This window comes from Mesorhizobium sp. M1004 (assembly GCF_040318795.1).
GTDB lineage: Bacteria > Pseudomonadota > Alphaproteobacteria > Rhizobiales > Rhizobiaceae > Mesorhizobium.
This window is the reverse complement of sequence record NZ_JAMYNB010000007.1, coordinates 1-22,888: the sequence shown is the minus strand read 5'-3', so window position 1 is coordinate 22,888 and position 22,888 is coordinate 1. Positions and strand designations below refer to the sequence as shown.

Sequence of the window (22,888 nt, the reverse complement as noted above, 5' to 3'; positions counted from 1 at the left end):
AGTTGTCCTCCGGGGGCGCAAAGCATCGGCACCCGCACGGTGCGGCGGAACCGCGTTTGATGTGACGCGCGTGACTTTCAAGACAGAGGAACGAAGGTCTACTTCAACCTACACAGCATCATAGACAGATGGCGGCACAGGATGGCTTGCTGTCTACGAGTTTCCGATGTTCCGGTTAAGCATGGGTGCGCGGCACACCGGCAGCAGCACCAGCAGGATGATGGCGGAGTCGACCCAGAGGACCCTGTTCACGCCCATCGTGTCGACGATCTGACTGGTCGCTAGGGTACCCACGGAGATGGCAAGATTGAAAGTGAAGCAGTAGATGGCCGTCGCGGTCTCCGCGCTTTCTGGTGCTGCACTCAGCACCCACGTCTGCAGCGTGATGGGCGCCGCGCCATACGCGAAGCCCCACACCAGCAGCAGGATGGTTCCTGTGAGCGGCGTGACCCCGAGCAAAGGGAAGAGAGCCAGCGTGGCGCCGAGCCCAATGACGATGCAGGCCAATGTGCGACCGACGGATTTGGCGGCCCAGACGCCTGCGACGGCGTTGCCAATCATTCCGAGAATGCCATACCCCAACAGTAGCCAGCCTATGCTCCCTGCAGTGACGCCCGAGACCTCCAGCAACACCGGGCTCACGAAGGTGTAGGCACCGTAGTGAGCAGCCACCAGCAGTGCGGTCGCAACCACGCCCGCCAGAAGGGCGGGATTGCGCAATTGCGCACGCAGGGCTTTCACCTCCACAGGCTGCGCCGCCTCCAGCTTCGGAAGCACAAGCAGGGCGGCGAGCAGTATGGCAAAGCTCAGACCGGCGAGAGACCAGAACGCGCCGCGCCAGCCGACTAGATCACCGATGATCGTGCCGGCCGGCACGCCCAGCACCGCAGCGGCACTTACACCGCCGAAGACAATAGTCATGGCGCGCGGCACGGACGGTCCAGGAACAAGGCGTACTGCGATGCTCCCGGCTATCGCCCAAAAGCCACCGATGGTGATCCCGACGAGCAGCCTGGACGCGAGCAGAACGGGAAAGTTCGTTGCAAGCGCTGAAATCACGCTCGCCGCAGCCATTGCCGCGAGCAGGCCCGCCATCAGAATACGCCGGTCGAGCCTCCCCACTGCCAACGGCAAACCGATAGAAGCGAACGCCGCAATTACGCCGGGTATCGTCACCGTGAGACCGCCACTCCCAATAGAGACATTCAACTCGGAAGAAATTGCCGGAATCAGCCCCACAGGGAGTTGCTCCGCAGTGATCATCGAAAAAATACCCAGCGATACGGTGAGCACGGAGAGCCACATGCGAACAGTGGCTCCCTGTTTCTCCTGAAGGGCTGCTTTGGTCAGAGACATGATCACCTCCAGCCCGCAAGAAGGCACTCGACGCCGACGTTTCGGGCAAATGTTAGAGAGACGGATCGGGCAATTGATCCCGGCCTGGCTTCAGATAATCTGTCCACCGTGGATTGATAATGGAGGGAAATATGGATGGTGAATTCACGAAACGTGAATGAAAGAGGTGATTGCAGTTGGACCGGCTGACCAGCATGACCGTGTTTGCCAACGTCGTCGGTGAAGGCAGCTTCGCTGGAGCGGCCAAGCGGATGCGACTATCGCCAGCGGCCGTGAGCAAGCATGTCCAAATGCTGGAAGAGTGGCTTGGCGCACGCCTTCTCAACCGGACGACCCGGCGCATCAGCCTGACAGAGGTCGGCGCCTCCGTCTACGAGCGCAGTCTGCGCATAATCGAGGATGTCGAGGAAGTTCGTACGAGCGCGGCCGAGAGCAAGACACGTCCGACCGGCTCACTGCGTGTCAGCGCGCCGATCTCCTTCGGCGCGATGCACCTTGGGAGAGTCGTTGCAGAATATCTCGCGGTCTATCCGGAGGTGTCGGTTGAGTTGGTGTTGGACGACCGTGTGGTTGATATCGTGGAAGAGGGCTTGGATGTCGCGGTACGCATCGCTCCACTCACGGTTTCCAATCTGGTTGCTCGCCGAATCGCGCCCTCACGCGAGGTGGTCTGCGCTTCGCGCGACTATCTGGACAGACGCGGGCGTCCCACAAAGCCGTCGGATCTCCACGACCATGATTGTCTGGACTACGCGTTGCGCGCCAGCCGCGGAAAATGGCGGTTCGACGGACCAAAGGGGGAAGTGGCGGTAAAAATCACGCACGGATGACGGCAACGAACGGGCAGCTCCTGCGCGATGCGGCGCTGGGTGGAGCAGGCATAGTACTTTGCCCCACTTTCCTTGTTGGAGAAGCCATTCGTTCGGGCCAGCTGGAGACAGTGATGCCCCAGTTCAAGCCGGTAAGCCGGTCGATATACGCGATGTACCCGTCAAGAAGGCATCTTTCCGCCAAAGTTCAAAGCTTCGTAACGCTTCTCGCCGCCCACTTTGGTGAGAACCCGCCTTGGGACAACTTTGGACCATGACGACTGGAATGTTGAGCCCAGAGGCCGCGCGCACTTGCACGGCCTTACTGTGCATGGGACCAGCACCCAGGGCCAAGGGGCGGTGCATATCGAGCCGTCCAGCACCTTTTCGAGACTGAAGCATCCGCTATTTGCCGACGGTCAGTCGCTGAGGCTCAATCCACCGCCCATCCTAAGCGCCGCCACAGCGCGAGTTGTAGCATCTGCGGTGTCTCTGGTTCTCTGCGGCCACCGGCGGAACGGGTTGTAAGCAGGCGCGTTCCTCCAGCGTCAAGCTTGGAGAACATACATGGATGACGAGCTGCGCCTGAAGTTACAAGAGCTGAGCCAAAGCATGCAAACGCGAGCGGCCGAACTTTCGACGCTCGGCGGCAGCGCAGACATAAGTACGGTGATGTCGGGGATCGCCGTCGCTCTGGAGGCGCTACTGGTGATTGCCGAAGAGATGAAAACGCCACGTTCCGGCCCTTCGGTCCTGCCCGACGCTACATGAACATCTCCGATCGTTTGGGAGAGGCTCCAGAGCGAGAGCGCCTACCGCTCACCAGCAAATCGCTCGCCGAGGAACTGGCTTTAATCCACATTCCGGGTTGGAGAGTGGAGAGCGCAATCTACTCAGTGGAGTACTCCAGGTGGGGTGAGCGTCGGCAGAAATGGATTTTGCACTCGACGATGCCTTTTGGGTAATCGAGGACGGCCTTAGGACGGAGGACCACGATGGCTTGGATGGCCGCAATTTGCCCTATCACAGATGAGCAGGCACTCGTTAATTCGGAGACAGTTGGCGACATCCGGGAGTTTCGCTGTCCGAGTTGCGGCGACTTCAAAATCACGAACTCGGCCACCGCGATGTTCAAAGGCCTGTCGGCAGAACAGAAGTTGGAGCGCTTCGAATACGCTAGGGCAATCGCGGGCGACAACGCGATCACAGTGACGACGGAACATGGATCTGTCGATACCGAAGATCAATAGAATACCCGCCCGACGAGCCGGGTTCTCAGCGCATCTCCTCATTGCTGCCCTGAGACCATTTGACTGCCGGTCCAGGTAATTGGGCAGTTTTGAAGGTAGAAGCTCACGTCAAGATGGCCAGACCATTTTTACACTGCCGATCTGCGCGGCCAGCAACGCCTCTCGTGAGGGGCAAGGCATGGGCATCGAACGTCGCGGACCGGTCGGCGGCGTAAGGCTGGTTGCCTATGATCCTCCTACCGGCGAATGGAACCAGATCTGCCACAGCGCGTCATAGAGACAGATCAGGTGCGATTTAACGTAAGGAGTGACATCGATGATCAGGCTCCTTCTCCTCCTCGCCATTGCACTCGCCTTCGCATGCGGCGGGACGGAGGCGGCCAAGCTGGATCTAGCCGCGGTAAATCAGGCGCAATTCTCCGCCGGCGGTCCGAAAGGGCTCGATCCTGCCGTGCTGAAGGCGCAAATTTTTTTGGATCGTGCGCGCTTCTCACCGGGGCTCATCGACGGCCGCCTTGGAGAGAACTTCGCCAAGGCGGTCAAGGCCTTCCAGGCGTCGAACGGACTGGCGCCAGATGGCAAGCTCACCCAGGCGACTTGGGACAAGCTGATGGCAACCTCCACCAGCCCAGCTCTGGTCACCTATGAACTGACCCGCAAAGATGTACGCGGCCCCTTCACCAAACGCATTCCGGGGCGCATGGAGAGGATGGCTCGCCTGAGAAGGCTTGGCTATCACGACTCGATCGAGAAGCTGGCGGAGCGCTTCCATGTGAGCGAACCATTGCTCAGGAGGCTAAACCCAGGCACCGGATTCAGGAAAGCTGGAACCACGCTGCTGGTACCAGATGTTGGCCGGGGTGAACCTCCCGCCACCATTGCCGGCGTGGAAGTCGACAAAGGCGCTCATCAGGTGCGCGTGCTCGACCCCTCCAATAAAGCGCTTGCCGTCTACCCTGCCTCGATCGGGAGCGACGAGAAGCCGGCACCAAGTGGGCAGGCAGAGATCCAAAGGGTGGTGCACAACCCGACCTATCACTACGATCCCGATTTTGCATTCAAGGGAGTCAAAACCAAGCGGCCCTTCACCATTGCTGCCGGCCCTAACAATCCCGTGGGATCAATCTGGATCGACCTCTCCATCGAAAGCTACGGCATTCACGGCACGCCCGAACCCGGCAAGATCGGGAAGACCTTCTCTCACGGCTGCATCAGGCTCACGAACTGGGATGCCGAGGACCTCGCCTCGATGGTCCAAAAACATATGAAGGTGACTTTCAAGGACGAGTGACGCAAGCCGTCGCATCCCTCGATGGTCGCCGAAACAAGATGTCCGTCTGTGCCCGTGACAATTGCATCTTGCGATCCGCTGGATCCGATCAGCGGATGCTCCGGGTTCGGGGTGTCAGGTCAAGCGGCGCCATTTGCACGGATGGCGGCGAACCAACCACCATGGCGGGGGCGCCAGATTTCTCACCACGTTGGCTCTCTACTTCGCGGCTCATACCTTGTTGAGCAGCTTGCATCTCCGGAACGGTGAAAACCGGCACCTCGCCCTTGAAACCCTGGAGCTCAAAGGCGCCCGCCTGGACGACCGGCATCGATGCTGCTGCCGCAAAGCCGGGTCCAAGCACCAGGGGGATGCCCAGCTTCTTGGTCGTCGATTCGAGCCGTGCCGCGCGGTTCACGGGGGAGCCGATCGCGGTGTAATCGAAGCGCCGTTCGGAGCCGAAATTGCCTACCGAGCAGATGCCGGTCTCGATGGCGACGCCGATTTCGATGGAGCGATGGCCATCCGCGGTGAAGGCGGCGTCTTCGCGCCTCACCCGCTCGATAAGGGCCAGGCCCGCGTCGAGCGCACGCTCACGATGATCGGGTTGATCTAGCGGTGCGTTCCAGAAGGCCAGCACCGCATCGCCCATGAACTTGTCGATGGTGCCGTCGCGCTTGAGGATCTCATCGGTCGCAATGCCGAGGAAATGGTTGACCACCTTGGCGATCTCTTGGGTGTCGAGCTGTTCGCTCATGGTCGTGAAGCCACGTATGTCGCTGATCAAAATTGTGATCTCGCGCTTCTCGCCGGACAGGATTGCCTCGGTGTCCGAGCTTGCGAGGCGCTGCACCACGGAGGGCGACAGATATTGGGAGAACTGTCGCGTCAGGGTGGACCGGCGCTGCTCGCTGCGCCTGTAGAGGACATAGCCTTCGAAGCCCGCAACCATGATGGTTGCAAGCGCCGGCTGCAGCGGGTCATAGAGTGCACCCTGCAGGCTGTACTCGAGAGCGCCGAACACGAACGGCGTGAGGGCCAGCAGCGCCAGGGAGATGGCGCCAAGCACGACACGCCCGGCGAGCACTCCAGAAAGCCCGATGAAAACGACGGCACTGAGGAGAAACCAGAGCCGCTCGAGCATACGCGCGTGCGCTGGCTCTGCCAGGAAGCGCCCGGCAAGCATCTGGCCGATCGCATCGGCGTGGATCTCCGCTCCTGGTCGCGCTGGACTCGTCGGCGTGGGCAGGTACTGCGTCAGGCCCACAGCCGACAAGTCGACAATGGCGATGGCGTCCCGCAGCCGCGGATCGCCATGGCCCGAAAGGATAGTGCTGGCAGACAGGCGAGGCGTGTCCGTGGCGGTTTCCCAGAGGCGGATGCTCCCCTCCGGCTCGAGCGGCACAATGGCGCCTGCCATCCTGAGTGCGTCGAACCCGGCTGCATTCATCCGGGCTGTGTAACCGTCCTGTCCAGCGTAAAGGCGCAGGAGCTCGAGTGCGAAAGACGGCCACAGCTGCGCGCGTTGAGGGGTATTGCGAAGCCAGAGCAGCGGCACATGGCGCAGTACGCCGTCGGGATCGGGCAAGGTGCGAATCACGCCGAGGCCTGCGGCGGCGTTCGAGAATTCGGCAAGCGAGCCGGTAAGACCGGTGAAGCCGGGAAGTGTATCGGGTACTTGCCCGACGATCGACCAGCCGGCTTTGGGTTCTGCTTCTGAAACCGTCGCTTCATTGCCCAGGCTGACGGCAAGCGCCGTTCGATTTTTGGACAGCGCCGCTGCCAGGCGCTTGTCTCCGGCGATGCCCTCAGGCGAGGTGTCAGCCTCGGGGAGTACCAGCGCAAGCCCGACCACCGCCGCGCCGGATTGCGTGATGCCATCGACCAGATCGGCCAGGAGGCCACGGTTCCAGGGCCATCGCCCATGTGCCTTGAGGCTGTCGTCGTCTATCGAGACGATCACGACAGGATTGCTCGTCGCCTGGCGTGGGGCGAGAAACTGATAAAAGTCGTACGTCCGCTCACGCAGGCGCGACAACGGCCCGTCAAAAGCCAAATGGCAAGCGAGCAGCAGGAGCACGACCACAAGGCCGGATATTTTGCGCCTGCCGGCTTGCCGCCAATCAGCCCAGCGCCTACCAACCGAGTGGCTCATCTCGTGCAGCCAGGCCTAATCGCAGTTGTAGTAGTAGCAGCAACCCTCACCCTCACACTCGCCCCGCCGCCCCCCGCTGCCCGCAGGTGGCGTTGGGCTGTCAGGGAATTCCATGACCACTCCTGGCAGTGCGCCGTCCCTGGACCCGCAGACTTTGAGCGAGGAGCCTAGAGCCGACGTACAAATTGCGCTTACGTCCAACCCAGGACCCGGTGCGCCCGGCAGGCCGGTTCCCGCTATCCGGTCGATACTGTCCAAGATCGGGAAGGCGTCGATGCCGCCGTAGCCGGCCAGAAGCTTGCCATCGTCCGACGTGCAGGCGTAGCCCGGGTTCGTGATGACCAGCCGTTTGCCATTGATCGTGCAGGTCATGCGGCCGGCGCGCAATATGCCGACGGTCTGGCCGGCTGCCACCAGCACTTCGATGATGCCGCCTCTCGCTCCGAGCACCATGTGCGGCGTCGCAACCTGCATGACGCCCCCTTTCGAAACCTGGCCGCCATAAAAACGTGCCAGGCCGCTGTTCATCCCGATGTCGATCTTTCCCGACCCGGAGCCCGGATTGTAGACGAACTCATCGATCGTCAGGCTGGTGTTTGGACCAATTTTGGCGCTCGATTCATCCCGGAACACCAGCATTCCGAGACCGGTGGGATTGCTGCGCAACTGGTCGCCGAGTTCGACGCCGGCGCCAACGTTCATCGTCCCGCCGTTATTGCGGACGATGATGGTCTGATAGGCCGTCATCGACCCGACCGTCTCAGCAGCGGATGGTGCCGCGAAGGCGAGGCAGGCGATAAAAATGACGATCTGATGATACCTCATCGCGGCCTCTTTCAATTGAGCGTCAACGTATAGCTCATGAGCATTTCGAACGATTTTCGGTCGCGGTTGGCGAGGGCGAAGTTGGTTTTGCGGTAGGCGAGATCGACGCTGATCTTCTGCGCTTCCGTCAGCTGAAAATCGCTTTCCGAGGCAATGCGCCAGAAGTCGCTCTTGATATTTGTGCCGATGCCGACGGACAGATCGGGAGTGTCGCTGTGGCCGGCCGATAAGGCGATCTGGTGCGACCATGCGAAAAAATCCGGTACGTTCATCAACAGGCCGCCATAGCGGACCTCGCCCGTATAGCTGCGGCTGATTTCGCCCGATCCGGAAGCGAAGTCATTCGAGCCGACAAAGCGCAAGCCGAGCGCCTGGCCATTGCGGAAGCGGTAGCTGCCGCCTGCCTCGTAGAAGACCCTGCTATCCGCGAAAATGCCTTGCGAGGCGCTTAGATCGATGTAGCCGCCACCGGCGAAGAGCGTCGTCTCGACCGTCGGGCGAACGACGAAACGTCCACTGAGGCCGATACCGGTTTCGTAAATGTCGCTGTCGAAACGATCCGTAACGGTGAACGCGGAAAGCAGCAGGCGCAGCGAATCGATCCCGCTGTTGGGCAGTCCCTTGTCCCAGGTTATCGCTGCGTTGCCGTGGATAAAAGTCTTCTCGCCACCCGGAACCGACAGGTCTTCCGTGAAAAGACGCTCAGTCGCGGTCAACGACCCCGAAAGAACGAGCGCGTCGGCACTTGGCGTGCCGAGGTCCCACCGCACAAAACCTTCCGCCTGCCCGTAAGGCGAGACGAAGCTGTCGTCGTCCTGCGCCCCGCCTGGCTCAAAATCGGTGAATGCGCTGAATACGCCGCCGGTCAGGGCGAGTTCCCAGGTGACGCCACGCAACGCGCGCTCGATGCGGGCGAGCAGGCGAACAGCTTCCTGTTGCTCACTTGCGGTCAGACCCCCGACTTCGATGCCGTACTGCACCTGCCGCCGGGCCAATTCATAGGACCCGACATGGTAATACAACCGGCTGGCCGCAAGCCGGGCGCGCGCATCGCGGGGGTACTGGATCAGATACTGCTCGATCGAGGAGATCGCCTGATCGTATTGCCCAGCGTTGACCGCAACCGTGACGAATTGGGCGAGCGTTCCATTGTCGGCCGGACTGGCGATGCGGGCCGCAAACGCATCGTCATAGGCCCCAAAAAGACCTTGTGCGCCGGCCGGCAACACGCCGGCACAAAGCAGCGCTGCGGCGAAGCCGAAGATCGTTCGAAACGAAGATTGCATGCCGAGAACCCACCCCAAACCCGACTAGTGCGAGGGATTTAGCACGACTGCAAGAAAAAGGCGACTGAACGGTCGCCGGACTTATGCGAGTCCTCAGCAGCTGTTGCAGCTGCGCAACAAGATATCGGGTTTATTCCTATTTCGGCTGCGCTGATTGTCAAAAACTCTTCTCAACATTGCTGCATGTGATTGAAGTATTTGGCCCAAGGCTTAACAAAATCAAATCTCATCAGTAGTGGATCGCACAGCCGACAAGATTAATATTGGGTGGGCGATCCTGCGTATCTGGTCACCAGGCTTCAAGGTCACCCACGGCTTCTCCAAAGGCCTTCCGTCGCGTTTCGCAAGGGACGGAGAGCTGCCGGAGGTGCTTCTCACGAGGCGTGTGCGATTCGGCCCGGGTCTTGCAATTTCTTTGAACGCGAGGTCAGCTCATTGCCTCAACGCGCAGGGACGCGTCACCGCACGCAGCTTGCTACAGCACGAGCATGGTGGCCAGCCCCAGCATCAGGCCCATGCCTACAATATCGGTCACGGTGGTGAGGAAGATCGCCGAGGCGACCGCCGGATCGGCGCCTACCCGGCGCAGGCCCAACGGGATCAGCACGCCGGAGATGCCGGACATGAGGCACGATCCGGACATGGCAAGCAGGATCACAAGTGCCAGCATCGGCGCCTGCGCCGCCGACGCCGGTTGCCTCGAGGCATAGAACCACATCGCCGCAGCCGCAACAACGCCGACGAGCACGCCGTTGGCGGCCGCGAGCGCGCCCTCTCTCATCACCAAGTGCAGCTTCGGTCGTTTGTCCACATCCCCCAGGGCAAGGCCACGCAGCGTCATAGCCAGTGCCTGGCAGCCGGTGTTTCCGCTCTGCCCGGCCAAGACCGGGAGGAACGCCGCCAGAGCGACGATCTTCTCGATCGTGCCTGTGAACGAACTGACCACGAATGCGGCCATGAAGGCCGTCAGGAGATTCAACTGCAGCCACGGATGACGCTTCAGGAAGGCTGAAAACAGCGGCGTAAAAGAGCGCTCCTCCTTCTGGAGGCCTACCATCTGGCCAGACTGGGCGGAAATCTCGATGATTTGCTGCTCGAACAATCGCCAGCCGCGAACCTGCCCGAGCAGCCGGTTCTCCGCATCCACCACCGGATAGACAGGATAGTGACGCCGTACCGCCGCCTTGCATGCGTTACTCAAAGAGAGACCGACATCAAGAGCGAACGGCCTGGGCAGCATGATGTGATCGACAATCGCGTCGGGTTCGCTCAGCATCAGATCGCGCAGGACCGCTAGGCCAACCAGTCTATTGCCCTCGTCCGTGACGTAGAGATAAGTGAGCTCGGTCGGCACCTGGGCGCCTCTGACAGCTTCCACCGCGGCAGCAACCGTCGTCCCGACAGGAACGCTGGCGGGGATCGGGTCCATCACGTCGACGAGCGACTCGGGGATCGCGAAACCCATCTCACCGTCATGAGAGCTGATGGGCCGCATATGCAGTGGCAAATGCTCGGCCACCTTACGGGCGTGCCCGTCCGGCAACAGCTTTAGTGTGTCGCGGATGAACTCGGGAGACTCTCTAGCGAGCAATTCAGCTGCGTCATCAGGTGCTCGAGCACGCAGCGTGCGCACCAACTTCTGAACGCCGGTCTCTTCGTTCATTTGCTATGGCCCCCCAATTGGAAAGTGAAAAAGTTGTGAAGTATCGGATCGCACCGGGGCGGAAATACGACAGCTTCTTCCGGCCCCAGCAGTCCGCCTTGTGGTTGTCGCAAGCGCCGCCTGCACACTCCTAGCTTGAGAAGGCAAAGCAGACGTCTACATTTTGGGCGTGCCTTCGGTCAGGTCAGCATGGGAGTGTCCGCGCTACTTCCCTCGCTTTTCAATCTTTAGATTTGGGAGGTCGGGTCGCTTGGATACCACACCGGCCTCCTTCAAGGCTGTGTATCCAACCTTTTTGAGGAGCTTCTCTGTTTTGGCGCGCTCCTTGTCCAGAGCGGTATCACCTTTGACCTTGGGCATCCGTCCTCCATTTGGTCGTTGTCGTTCGCCGGTAAATGAGATTGCCGGAAATGTCCCGCAGTGTCGTGCTTTGACCCGCGGCCGAGGACTGAATTGAGGCGCTTTGCCGCCCGGCAGCCTTTGGGCGGGAAGCGGACGGGCGGGCTATTCCTGCTGGAATTGACAGGGCCAATCTTCTGGCCTCGTCATGCCAGAAGGCAACTCGGTCCGGGCGTCTCCACAAGCCATGTTGAGCTGCCACTGGGACAGACCCGCCGAATTGGATAGATCGAGGCCCTCGATACGGGTCAGAAAGAAAAAAGCGCCGTCAAAGTCTATCGGTGCGGTGAACTTCGCTCCTCGGAAATCCGCCCGCGCGAGATTGGCAAACGAAAAGTGGCTGCCGCTGATATCGGCGTCATGGAACTGTGCACGCCCCAATTCCGCCTTTGTGAAATCAACATTGACCAGATTGGCGTTCTGGAAATTCGAGCGCTGCACTTCCGCGCCCGTAAACACAGCGCCCTGCGCGTCCATCTGGCTGAAGTCGGTCCTGTACGCCTCGATTTTGTCGAACCGGGCGCCTTTGGCGGTCGAGCCGGCCAGGGAAGCGCGCACAAGCGTTGCCTTCTCAAAATTTGCCGCAAGGAGATTGCTGTTCCTGAGGTCGGTCGAAGTGAAATCAACACCGAACAGGTTTGCCCCGCTCAGGTCCTGTCCTTCCAGGATGAGAAGCTTTTTGTCACACTCCTGCCAATTGACGCCAGGCGTCGCGGCTGCGTAGCAATCCTGAGCGGCGGTGGCGTTTTGCCAAGCCAATACAGTGCAAACCGCCAGAACCAAGCCGGATCCGCCGTAAGCTCTGGTTCGTCTCAAAGTCATTGTTGCTGGACCCCTCTGCTACTCGTCGACAATCAGCCTTACCACATCTGCTGACACTCGAGCCACGGTAACGACCGCCGTCACAGTTGCGCATCAACGATCCGCCGATAGCCAGCGGCAGCTTGCGAAATTATCGAGAGGTGGGGAAAAGCTTTGACGGTAGAGTGCTTTTTCGCGGATGCGATCACAAAACAAAGAGTTCGGCGTAAGCCGTGAGTTATTGGTGGGCCCGGAGGGCGAACGGAAATCGTTGATGTTGCTGAATTTTTGGTGGGCCAAAATCTGAAAGGTTCCCGTATCATTCCGTATGCTCCCGCGACCCCAAACTGCCGACCATAGCTGACCTCGTTTTGCAAACGTTGGGAGACAGGGTCCAGAACGGCGGAAATGGGGGCGGTTGCAGATCGGCAGCTGTGGCAACAGCGCGCGACCAGCTGACGGTCTAGCGCCTCGATATGGCCGACGGGACTTGGGAAGTAACAAACAAGCGGCAGCTTGCAGGCAGTTGTGATCGGTGGAATGGATTTATGAGTCGAGGCGCCGGACCAGGACGGGCTCACTTGCCTCGAAGTTCAGCCTGTTGGAATGGCGCGGAGGAACGAGTAGTGGTATCTAACGAGCCGGCGGCCCTCGATGTTTGACCGCTCGTCCTGCAACTCTCGTATGTCGTCCCGCAAAGTGGTGGCGCAACCGACCACTTCGTTCCGCATTGTTTAAACAGCGTATGACTCAATTCCAGTCAGATTTTTTTCTGAACTGCGAAAAGGCGGACACTAACCGTCAAAAAAATTGCACTTTTGATTTTAACGGAAAATCGCCGCAAGAAATATTTTGAGGTTTCACCAGCTATCGGGTTCAATGGAGCGATTTTTGGACCTTGCGGCATTCGATGGCCTACAGAACCGCCTCAAAAAGTACCGTCACCTCTTCGGTTGACCCAGTCGTTGATCGGCCGTCATACGAGCCCTATGCTGGCACGCTGGCCAGTGAAGCAGTCGTCGGCGTTTGTTGGTCGGCTCAGGGATTTATGCCACGCTTCAGGTCGAAGAAAGGCAGGGGTGTCCGTTCCAGGCTCTTGGCAAGCGGGCTAAGATTATCCTGCCGATTGTAGCTGCCAACCAAGATGTTGTCGGTCACCTCGCTGAAAAAGTACACCCAGAAATAGTCAAGCCATCAGGAGCAAATAGGTCATAAGGTGGCCTTGCGGTCCTCCTTCCCGGAGCGGTTTCGCTTGCCTGTTCAAACTCGGACGGCTGTTACTCAAAAACCGCAGTGGGTATTTTATGTGCCATTTTTGCGACATTCTATAGAATTTTGCTTGAATTTAGCGTTTTAGCGGTCACTAAATCAATAAGTGCTCCCATATTTTGCAAATTTGTGAACAATCACGGTTGAGTTGTAACGCCTGGCAATAATGGCGCAGGGGAACGTTGGGGTGGGGTGAAATGAATACGACATCTATGTCGGCGATAGGCAAGCGCCTCGGCCTGCTGACGACGGTCGCCATATTGAGTTGTGGGAATGCTCACGCGCTCACTCTCCAGGAGGCGATGGCGGTTGCGGTGGAGTCCAACCCCGAAATTGGCCAAGCGATCGAAAACCGCGAAGCAATCGAATTCGAGCTACGCCAAGCGAAGGGACTTTATCTTCCCAGCGTCGATGTCGAGGCGTCGGCGGGGGTTCGTCGTCTCGACAATTCCTCCCGGCGTTCGCTGTCCATAGAGGATGACGCGCTCTATCCGTCGGAAGCCGATGTCGTTGTCACGCAGACGCTTTATGACAGCGGCGCAAGGCGGGCGGAACTGAACCGTCAGGCGTCGCGGGTCGACGGCGCATCGTTCCGGGTGCTGGAACGGTCTGAATTCATTGGACTGTCTGTCGTCCAGGACTATCTCGAATACATGCTGCAGGCTTCGATCGTTTCGGAAGCGAAGAAGAATCTGGGCTTTCACCAGGCAATCCTCGGCGACATCCGGCAAGGTATTGCAGGCGGCGCGTTGAACGAGGCTGATCGCCAGCAGGCCGAGGAGCGGCTGTTCGCTGCCAAGGCACGTATGCAGGAGGCGACCGAAGAACTGGAGGCTTCCAAGATACGGTTCTTCAAGACGGTCGGTAAGCCGCTGACCAACGCGTCAAGGCCAGGCGATGTCTCGAGCGCGCTGCCAAGGTCGCTCGACGACGCGCTAGGGCTGGCGCGACAGAACAATCCGCGCGTCCACATGGCCAACAGCGATATCGACGCCGCCGCCTCCCTGGTGGATGCGGCGCGGGCGAAATTCGGGCCCTCCGTCATCGCCGAAGGCCGCGCCCGCGGCGGCTATGACATCGACGGCGACGATGGCGACGCTAGCGACCTGCAGGCGCGGCTGGTGCTGCGCTGGAACCTCTATCGCGGCGGCATCGACAAAGCCAACGAGCAAGAGCAGGTCCGCCGCACCAGCGAGCAGCGCCTTGTGCTGCACCAGGTTCTGCGCGAGATCGAGGAAGCCGTCCGTACGTCATGGGATCGCCGCTTCCGGCAGGCCGATCTGGCAAAGACATTGAAGCTTCAGGCTGCCGCCAACGAAAGGCTGGTGGCGTCCTATCGCGAGCAGTTCAAGGTCGGACAGCGCTCGCTGCTCGACGTGCTCGACGCGCAGAACACGCGGTTCAACACAGCTACGCTTGCCGACACCGCATCCTACGCGTCGCTTTTCGCGCAGTACCGGCTGCTGGCGGCAACCGGGCAGTTGCTGAAGACCATGAATCTTCAGCCGGCAAAACAGGCCACCGCCTATGCCAAGGCCGAGTTCAATGCGCCTGAAACGGCCGACACCGAAACCTATGCGCGCACGCCGTCGGAGCAGACGAACGATCTGCCTTTCGACATCCTCGCACCGGTAAGAAAGAAGTAGGAAGGTCAAGGACGAACGATAGTCCTGCGGGCCGATCGTGAACCCACAACCCAAAATCCTCTCCCCAAAAGAGGCGTTCAAGGCCTGCTTCTCCGCTGTTGCCGGGTACCTCGGCAGGCCGAGTTCCGAGACCGTGCTGTTTGCCGGCGTGCCGCTGTCAGACACCCGCATCGATATCGACGCCATCCGGCATCTTGCCGAACGCATCGGTCTTGAAATCACGGAATTCAGCCATCGCGACTTTCTTCGCGGACGCATCGACCTTCCCGCCATTCTGTTTCGCGTCAGCCAGTTGCCTGTAGCGCTGCTTGCCCAGACCGAGGACGGTGGATTTACGACCGCTCCCCAGGAAGACGGCCGCACGACAATCAGCAAATCCGAGTTTTCCGGAAGTTATATTAGTGGCGGCGTTTCGTTCTCGATAACCTATGCCAACGCAGTAGAGGCGATGAGCGTCGGTTCGGCGGCCAAGATCGAGCGGCGACATTGGCTGACCGGCACGATGGGGCCGTTCTGGCGCACCTATTCGAAGGTCATCCTGTCGGCGGTATTCATCAATCTGCTGGCTCTTGCCTCACCGATCTTCACCATGAACGTCTACGACAGGATCTTGCCGAACAAGGCGATATCGACGCTCTGGGTGCTGTCGATCGGGATCGGCGCGGTCATTCTGTTCGACCTGCTCTTGAAGACCGCCAGAGCGTCACTGATCGACTATGCCGGGCGCAAGGCCGATCTTCGCATCTCCTATATGCTATTCGAGAAGGTGCTGAACTCGTCCTTGTCGGCAAGGCCCGGCTCAACCGGCGAATATGCAAATCGGGTGACCCAGTACGAGTTCGTGCGCGAGTTTTTCACGTCGAACACCATCAGCGTCTTCATCGACACAGCATTCGTCTTCGTCTTTCTTCTTGTCATCTATGCGATAGGCGGTTGGCTGGTCGTCATACCGGCCATTGCTTTTGTCGCCTCGGTGATCGTCGGGCTGATCACGCAACGGCGCATCGGCAAACGCGTTGCCGCTTCCATGAACGAGGCTTCGCAGCGCCAGGCCCTGCTGGTGGAATCCATCTCCACGCTGGAAACGATCAAATCGCTACGCGCAGAGGCGTACCTTCTGCGAAAATGGGCGGAGCATTCCAAGAACGCATCCAACACGTCCGAGAAGATCAAACAGCTTTCGGCTGCCGCCGGCAACATAACCCAAGCCATCCAGCAGATGGTCACCGTCGCTTTGATCGTGGCCGGCGCCTATGCCTTTTCGGAAGGGCATGTCTCGACCGGCGCCATCATCGGCACCGTCATGCTGGCAGGCCGGGCGGTGGCCCCGCTTGGGCAGATTGCGATCACCTTGTCCAGACTTCGCCAGGCGATGCTGTCCCTGCGAATGGTGAATTCGATCATGGCGCAGCCTGAGGATCGGCCGGACACGGTTGGTTTCGTCAACCGCCCCATTCGCAACGGTGCAATGGCATTCAGGAATGTCGGCTTTGTCTACCCGGGTTCCGAAAACGAAGTGCTGACCGGCCTGAATTTCTCGGTGAAGCCCGGTGAGCGGATCGGCATCATCGGCCGCATAGGCTCGGGAAAGACGACCATGGGGCGGCTGATCGGCAGGCTTTTCCTGCCGACCTCCGGCGAGTTGCTGCTGGACGGGATCGACATCCGTCAATACCACCCGTCGGAGGTTCGCGCCGCGGTCGGGATCGTCGCGCAAGCCAACGATCTGTTTTCCGGCACCATCAAGGAAAATCTCCTGATGGCGTGCCCGGAGGCGACCGATGAGCAGATCGTCGACGCGGCCAAGGCTGCCGGCGTCGACGACTTCGTCTCCCGCCATCCGCGAGGTTACGACATGAATGTCGGCGAGCGCGGCACCAATCTCTCGGGCGGTCAGAGGCAGACAATGGCAATTGCCCGCCTGCTGCTGACCAAACCGAAAATCGTGTTCCTGGACGAGCCGTCCGGCTCGATGGATCTGGCTTCCGAGCGCCAGCTGATCAAGCAGCTCAAAGTGGCTTTCGATCGCAACACGACGCTGATCGTTTCGACGCACCGCTTCAGCATGCTCGAGCTGGCCGACCGCCTCATTGTCATCGAGCAGGGCAAGATCGTTGCCGATGGACCGAAAGACCAGGTGATACAGGCGCTGCAGAAAACAAGCGCCTGACCGAACAGAATTACTGAGTTAATTCAACACTTTGGGGCGTTGGAAATGCTAGCCAGGGAAGACCGTCCGCCGCTTTTTGCGTCGGCTTCGATATTCATTATCGGAGCGCTTTTTGCGAGTTCGGTAGCCTGGGCATCCTTCGCCGAGGTCGATGAAATCGCACGCGGCGACGGCAAGATCATACCGGCGTCGAAGACCCAGATCATCCAGGCCAGCGAGCCGGGCGTGGTTCAGGAAATCGCCGTGACGATCGGTCAGGTCGTCAAGAAGAATGACCTCATCATTCGTCTCGACAACACCTTCAACACTTCCAGCCTTGGCGAGCAGCAGGCCAAGGCGCGGGCATTGCAGACGCGCATTGCACGGCTCAAATTCGAACAGACCGGAAGTCTAGAGGGCGCGTTTCCCTGCCCGCCCGAGATTCAGAAGGTGGCGCCGGAAATCTGCGACAACGAGCAGAAGCTGCTAATCGCGCGGCGCGACAACTTCGAAGTCAAACTGTCGGTTCTCAAGTCGCGCCTCGATCAGCGTGAGAAGGAACTCGACGAAGCCAACGCCAATGCCGATCGCCTCACCAAGAACCTGGCCGTCAGCGACCAGGAGGCGAAGCTGGTCGAAGCGATGGTCAAGAAGGGCCTGATGGCGCGAACCGAGCAGCTCCGCGTCGAGCGCGAGCAGACCGAGCTCAATGGTCAGCTGACGCTTGCCGGAGAGACCATCAAGAAAGCCAGGTCTGCCATCACGGAAGCCAAGCTTCAGGTCGACGAACTTGGCCTCCAGCTGCAACAGGAAGCGCTCAGCGATCTGACGCAGGCGCTGGCCGATCTCTCGGTGGTGGACGAGACGATACGCGGTGCCACCGACAAGGTGGCGCGTACCGATATCCGTTCGCCTGTCGATGGTATCGTCAACACGCTTGACATCAACACGGTCGGCGCCTTCGTCCAGCCCGGCGCGGTCGTCGCGGGTATCGTGCCGACGTCCGAGACCCTGCTGGTCGAAGCCCGGGTCTCACCGCGGGACGTCGCCTTCATCCGGCCGGGCCAGGATGCCCTGATCAAGGTGACCGCCTATGACTTCTCGATTTTCGGCGGCATCGAAGGCAAGGTCTCGAACATCACTGCCGACAGCCTGGTCGACCAGAAGACCGGCGAACCCTATTATCAGGTCCGTGTCGCCACCGACAAATCGACGCTGACACGCGACGGCAAGACCTATTCGATCATCCCCGGCATGATCTGTTCGGTCGACATCAAGACCGGACGCAAAACGATTCTCACCTACCTTATGAAGCCGATCAACAAGGCGCGGGAGGAGGCAATGAGTGAGCGATAGTGCGATCTCCCGCCCGGTCGATCGCGACCGGCTGCTGCCACCGCTGGCGAGTGAGGATTTCGGTCTCGAGTTCCGGGTTGTGGCGCGTGGCGGCACGCGCCGCGGCATTCGTCTGGAGAGGGCGTTCTGGACTTCGCTGAAGCAGATGGCGGAAAGCCGCAAATGCACGATCGGCACACTGATCGAGGAAATTGCAGAGAGCCACGCCAACGCCGGAAACCTGACATCGGCAATCCGCGTAGCCTGCATGCGTGGACTGGCCGACCAGAACGTCACCTTGCAGAGGCTCGCGTCGATCAAGACCATCAACGCCATTCTCGTCGCCTGTCCCTCGCCGGCCTTTGCCCTGGCATCGTCGAAGAAGATCCTGACCTTCAATGCGCCGTTCCAGCAGCTGGTGCGGCGGCAATTGCCGGTGACGCCGAACGAGGACGCGCGCCAGGATCTCAAGCTGGCGCTGGACCTCAATGTCGCCGACATATTCGCCAGGCTCGACGCCAATGGCGAGACGCCGGTCGCGACCGGTTTCGTCATAGGCGCCGGCGACCGCCGCTACCGCGGTCAACTGAGCGCGGTGCGGGCGCCGGTGGTCGAGCCGGAACTGCTGATGGCGTTCGTCTTCGGCGGCTAGAGCAATTCCGGGAAAAGTGTGAGCGGTTTCCGTGGAAAATTGCGTCAAACAAGAGATAGAGCGCTCAAGACTCTCTGATGGGAGCTTACGGCTGCACACCTTCACCAGGCGCGACCGTCGAAAGGCCGCCCTTGATATCGGCTATTTGAGCAGAACCGGTCTTCGCGCCATGGATCCACGCGCGATCGGTGCTGAACGAATACAGCGGCACGTAGGTCGGCAGGTCTGTGTCGCGGGAAACTACATTGCTCAAACTGTCGAGAATGAAGACGCCGCTGCCGGTGCTGACCGACAGCACGGCATGAAAGAAACCGCGCTTGCGATCCTGCAAGACGACCAGCGACATGCTCTGCGCCGGGATGCCTGCATGCAGCAGCGCGGCCATCTTGAGGATGGCGAAATCCTCGCAGTCCCCTGCCCGCCGCTCAAGGATTTCCCGGGGCTTGGCCCAGTAGTCGAGCTTGCCGTAAACCACGCTGTCCTTCTTGTAGGCGATGGCGCGATTTATACTTGAGTTGACGAAGGACAACTTATCGATGAAGCGCTTGTTCCCGGCTGCCTTGACGATCTCGGCAAAGGCGCTGTTCTTGCGTTCGCACGCGCTGCTCGCGGTACAGTCGACAATTGCCTTGTAGACCGGCGCCCAGCGCGCCGAAACCGGGAAATTGCGCATCGACAGGGCAACAGAACCGAACACGCCGGGAATGATCGCCGCCGTCTGGATCGGGTCGATCCCGGCGGCGGGCGGCGCGATCGAAGAACCACGCTTTTCATCAACGGCAACAGGACCATAGCTGCCGAAAACCATGCCGACCCTGTAGGCTGAAACGGGCTGCCAGGGTTGCGGCCGAGCCAGGGAAACGCCGCCGAGACTGGACGGGGTTTCGACCGTCGCCTGCATTGCAGCGACAGCGCGGTGATCCACGGCAACGGCGCTTGCGGAGGATGGCTGCGGCAGGCTTGCAATGCCCATTGCCAGCAGGAGCAGCTTGAGCCCGGTTATCCCCGAGGCAGATTTTTCTTTTTTCATAACGCCCACCTTTTGACTGCGGACGCTACCAATCTTGTCTCAAATTACTGGAAATGAAGGTGGATAAGTTTTCGGCAAACATGGACATCTGTTTTGCATAAAATCTTATCTAAATTTATACTTATGTTTACCAATCCATCCCACTGGCTGACATCAAACCGACCACGGCGAGACCAATGTATATCAGGATATATGTTTTGGATTTACTACGTCTAAAAAATGCTGAGACAGGCATACCCGAATATATGAAAACAGTTGCGGGATAGTTGCAAAGCAGAGGCCGTCACTGTCTCTTTCCGGGAAATACCGAAGGGGTTTGGTTATGGCGAACAGTAACGAATTGGACACCGTCTCAAATTCTTGGGACCAGCATTCTCCCGATGAACATGGCGGCTCGCCGTCGCAGGCAGGGACGCAGGTAGCTCAGGCGGCGCCTGCCGAGCCCGTGCCGGTCGATGTCGGCAGCGGCGCGCCCGTCAAGCAAGATGCACCTGCGGAGGCGAAGGCCCCGGCGACAGCTGCGCCTCACGAATACGTGGCCGACGCCAGCAACGTGGTGAAACTTCCGGCCGACGTCTCGATCGACAGCATCAAGGTCGACGGCCACAACCTCGTGCTCGAACAGGCTGATGGCTCGGTGATCGTCATCAAGGATGGCGCGCTCAACGTGCCGACCTTCATCATCGGCGACGTCGAAGTGCCGCGCGTTGCCTTGCTGGCGGCGCTTGAAGCAAGCCATGTCGATGTCGCCTTCGGTGCCGATGGTTCCATATCGGCCGGCCCGGGCGGTTCGAACCCAAGCGCGGGCGCAGACTTCTCGGTTCCCCCAGGTGGCATCGGCGACGGGTTCGGCCTTTCGGCGCTGTTGCCGCCCACGGATCTGGCGTTCGGCCAGCCGGATCATCGCGAGCTGTTTCCGAGCCTGCGGCCGGATTCCACACCGTCGATCATCGACCTGACGCCTTCCGTCGAGGGCGGCGACACCATCGTCAATGAAAAGGGCCTGCCGGAAAGCCCTGGGCCGGAAGGCTCGGGCGAGGCGTCGGCGCCAGGCGTTGACGGCGACATCTCCGAACACAACACCGGCACGTTCACCATCACCTCTCCCGACGGTGTCGGCTCGCTGACCATCGCCGGCCAGGTTATTTCGGGCGCTGCGCTTGCTAACAGCGGATCGACGCCGATCGAGATCACCACCACGCTTGGCACGCTGACCATCAGCGGCTACGACGCCGCCACCGGCCAGGTGAGCTACAGCTACACGCTCGCCCATAGTGCTGTTCACCCTGACCCGGGGACCGATTTCGTTTTCGACAACATGACGGTGACGGTGACCGACACCGATGGCGACACCTCGGCTCCCGGCACGCTGTCCGTCAAGATTGTGGACGACGTGCCGACCGCGCATGACGACGTTGCCACGCAGGCGACCGAGAACGCACCGGTAACGGTGAACGTGATCGCCAACGACGTGCCCGGCGCGGATGGCGTCAACGTCGCCGATCCGTCGAAGGTCAGCTATGTGGTGAACTCGCTCAACGGCGGCACCGGCACGGTTGTCTACAACAATGACGGCACCTTCACCTACACGCCTACCGCTGGCGAAGAAGGAACCGTGGGCTTCCAGTACCAGATCGTGGACGGCGACGGCGACGCGTCGGTGGCGACGGTGACGATCAACCTGAAGCCGGATTCCATCCCGACCATCGGTGTGACGCCTGAGAATCCCGATGCGTCCGGGCACAGCGCGGCCAGCGAAGCCGGCCTTCCGCCGCATGACGGCCTGCCGGCGGGCTCGGGCGAAACCGCGGACGACAACCCCAACAACAACAGCGACACCAGCGAAACCACCACGGGCGCGCTGGCGATCACCACCGGCAATGATGCGATCGGCCACCTCTACGTGACCGACAAGGACAACAGCCAGATCGAGGTGACCAACGCGGCCGGCGGCATTCTGGTGCACGGCCAGTATGGCGACCTGACCATCACCGGCACGCCGGCGACCGGCTACAGCTATTCCTACACGCTGCTGGACAGCACCACGGGTAACGGCACGCACGACGACTTCGCCGTGAAGGTGGTCGATTCCGACGGCGACCCTGCCTCTACCACGCTGACCATCGACATCGTCAACGATGTGCCGACGGCGCATGACGACACGGACGCAGCGCAGTCCGGCGAGAAGGTGACGGGCAATGTCGAGACCGGCGCGAGCACCCATGGTACCGGCGCGGCGGATACGGCCGGAGCGGACGGGATCGCATCGATCGCCTGGATCGGTTCGATGACGAACAACGGCGTGACGACGGTGACGGGCGCGCATGGCGTGCTGACGGTCTTCGCCAATGGCGATTACAGCTACCAGGTCGCCCCGAACACGCCGACCGGCACTGACGTCTTCAACTACACGATCACTGACGGCGACGGCGACACTTCGCCGGCGACGCTGACAATCGACGTAACCGGCAGCCAACCGCGTGTGGTGGCGGAGATTGCGGCGGTGAACGAGGCGGGCATCGACACGACGCCGCCGGCCGGCGACCTTGGCCCCGGGACGGTGGACGGCTCGCATGCGGGCGACGGCTCGGAGACGACCACAGGCAAGCTGACCTTCTCGGATCCCGACGGCCCGACCGTGACCGGTGTACAGGCCGGCGATATCGGCAGCGATGTAAGCGGCAATGTCGGCACGAACATCAATGGCACGTACGGCATCCTGCATATCAACGCGGATGGCACCTACACCTATACGCTGACGTCGCCGGAGGCGAATGTCCCGGCGGGTGACGACGGCGCCAATGTGCAACTCGGGCAGGATGTGTTCACGTTCACGGTGACCGATGGTCTTGGCAATACGTCCACGTCGACCATCACGATCAATATCACGGACGACGCACCCTCGATCGTGCCGAGCGGCACGGGCGTGTCGCTGACGGTGGACGAGACGGTTCTGGCGACCAATGCGACGGCAAGCTTCGCGGCCGCTTTCA

General features: G+C 60.4%; 15 protein-coding genes and 1 pseudogene. 9 read left to right on the top strand and 7 right to left on the bottom strand.

The features are described from left to right. Positions 1 to 153: 153 nt before the first annotated feature. A complete protein-coding gene (locus tag NKH54_RS15990; protein ID WP_023712240.1) occupies positions 154 to 1,356 on the bottom strand; it encodes an MFS transporter in 1,203 nt (400 codons plus the stop codon). Positions 1,357 to 1,550: 194 nt separating this feature from the next. Between NKH54_RS15990 and NKH54_RS15985 the strand changes: the two are divergent. The 4 genes and pseudogenes from NKH54_RS15985 to NKH54_RS15970 all read left to right on the top strand — a co-directional run bounded on the left by NKH54_RS15985 (position 1,551) and on the right by NKH54_RS15970 (position 4,706). Beyond that, positions 1,551 to 2,443 (top strand): annotated as a pseudogene (locus tag NKH54_RS15985) (LysR family transcriptional regulator). A 289-nt stretch (positions 2,444 to 2,732) separates the two neighbouring features. Beyond that, entirely contained in the window at positions 2,733 to 2,936 is a 204-nt protein-coding gene (locus NKH54_RS15980) for a hypothetical protein (protein WP_023667962.1), read from the top strand. A gap of 224 nt (positions 2,937 to 3,160) precedes the next feature. Next, complete coding sequence (locus NKH54_RS15975; protein WP_023712242.1) at positions 3,161 to 3,415, top strand: hypothetical protein; 255 nt, start codon at positions 3,161 to 3,163, stop codon at positions 3,413 to 3,415. Positions 3,416 to 3,731: 316 nt separating this feature from the next. Further along, on the top strand, positions 3,732 to 4,706 hold the full coding sequence (locus tag NKH54_RS15970) for a L,D-transpeptidase family protein (RefSeq protein WP_023712243.1): 975 nt from the start codon (positions 3,732 to 3,734) through the stop codon (positions 4,704 to 4,706). An 88-nt stretch (positions 4,707 to 4,794) separates the two neighbouring features. Here NKH54_RS15970 and NKH54_RS15965 read toward each other — a convergent pair whose 3' ends face one another. The 5 genes from NKH54_RS15965 to NKH54_RS15945 form a co-directional block, all read right to left on the bottom strand. Next, the gene (locus NKH54_RS15965; RefSeq protein ID WP_352518780.1) at positions 4,795 to 6,765 is read right to left on the bottom strand and encodes a CHASE2 domain-containing protein; all 1,971 of its coding nucleotides are present in this window, start codon (positions 6,763 to 6,765) and stop codon (positions 4,795 to 4,797) included. A gap of 90 nt (positions 6,766 to 6,855) precedes the next feature. Further along, positions 6,856 to 7,665 carry a FecR family protein gene (locus NKH54_RS15960; protein WP_023817785.1) on the bottom strand — a complete coding sequence of 270 codons (810 nt, stop codon included), beginning with the start codon at positions 7,663 to 7,665 and terminating at the stop codon, positions 6,856 to 6,858. A gap of 11 nt (positions 7,666 to 7,676) precedes the next feature. After that, complete coding sequence (locus NKH54_RS15955; protein ID WP_197031261.1) at positions 7,677 to 8,894, bottom strand: tetratricopeptide repeat protein; 1,218 nt, start codon at positions 8,892 to 8,894, stop codon at positions 7,677 to 7,679. Between the two features lie 532 nt (positions 8,895 to 9,426). Then, the gene (locus NKH54_RS15950; protein WP_023736095.1) at positions 9,427 to 10,614 is read right to left on the bottom strand and encodes a magnesium transporter; all 1,188 of its coding nucleotides are present in this window, start codon (positions 10,612 to 10,614) and stop codon (positions 9,427 to 9,429) included. A gap of 504 nt (positions 10,615 to 11,118) precedes the next feature. Next, positions 11,119 to 11,835: a pentapeptide repeat-containing protein gene (locus tag NKH54_RS15945; RefSeq protein WP_023687777.1), complete on the bottom strand. Its 717-nt coding sequence runs from the start codon at positions 11,833 to 11,835 to the stop codon at positions 11,119 to 11,121. A 1,445-nt stretch (positions 11,836 to 13,280) separates the two neighbouring features. Here NKH54_RS15945 and NKH54_RS15940 point away from each other — a divergent pair. From NKH54_RS15940 to NKH54_RS15925, 4 genes are read left to right on the top strand one after another with little or no spacing between them, the layout of a single operon-like run. Then, on the top strand, positions 13,281 to 14,729 hold the full coding sequence (locus tag NKH54_RS15940) for a TolC family protein (RefSeq protein WP_023687776.1): 1,449 nt from the start codon (positions 13,281 to 13,283) through the stop codon (positions 14,727 to 14,729). A 37-nt stretch (positions 14,730 to 14,766) separates the two neighbouring features. Further along, on the top strand, positions 14,767 to 16,899 hold the full coding sequence (locus NKH54_RS15935) for a type I secretion system permease/ATPase (RefSeq protein ID WP_023687775.1): 2,133 nt from the start codon (positions 14,767 to 14,769) through the stop codon (positions 16,897 to 16,899). A gap of 45 nt (positions 16,900 to 16,944) precedes the next feature. Next, positions 16,945 to 18,234: an HlyD family type I secretion periplasmic adaptor subunit gene (locus NKH54_RS15930; protein WP_023744453.1), complete on the top strand. Its 1,290-nt coding sequence runs from the start codon at positions 16,945 to 16,947 to the stop codon at positions 18,232 to 18,234. After that, positions 18,224 to 18,865 (top strand): ribbon-helix-helix domain-containing protein, encoded by a 642-nt coding sequence (locus NKH54_RS15925; RefSeq protein WP_353028549.1) that lies wholly within the window; start codon positions 18,224 to 18,226, stop codon positions 18,863 to 18,865. Before NKH54_RS15930 ends, NKH54_RS15925 begins: the two co-directional genes overlap by 11 nt. A gap of 85 nt (positions 18,866 to 18,950) precedes the next feature. Here the strand turns inward: NKH54_RS15925 and NKH54_RS15920 are convergent, their stop codons facing one another. Beyond that, positions 18,951 to 19,895: a transglutaminase-like cysteine peptidase gene (locus NKH54_RS15920; protein WP_353028548.1), complete on the bottom strand. Its 945-nt coding sequence runs from the start codon at positions 19,893 to 19,895 to the stop codon at positions 18,951 to 18,953. Between the two features lie 322 nt (positions 19,896 to 20,217). On the opposite strand from NKH54_RS15920, the gene NKH54_RS15915 reads away from it, so the two are divergent. Continuing rightward, a partial coding sequence (locus NKH54_RS15915; RefSeq protein WP_353028547.1) for a beta strand repeat-containing protein occupies positions 20,218 to 22,888 on the top strand: 2,671 nt, incomplete at its 3' end.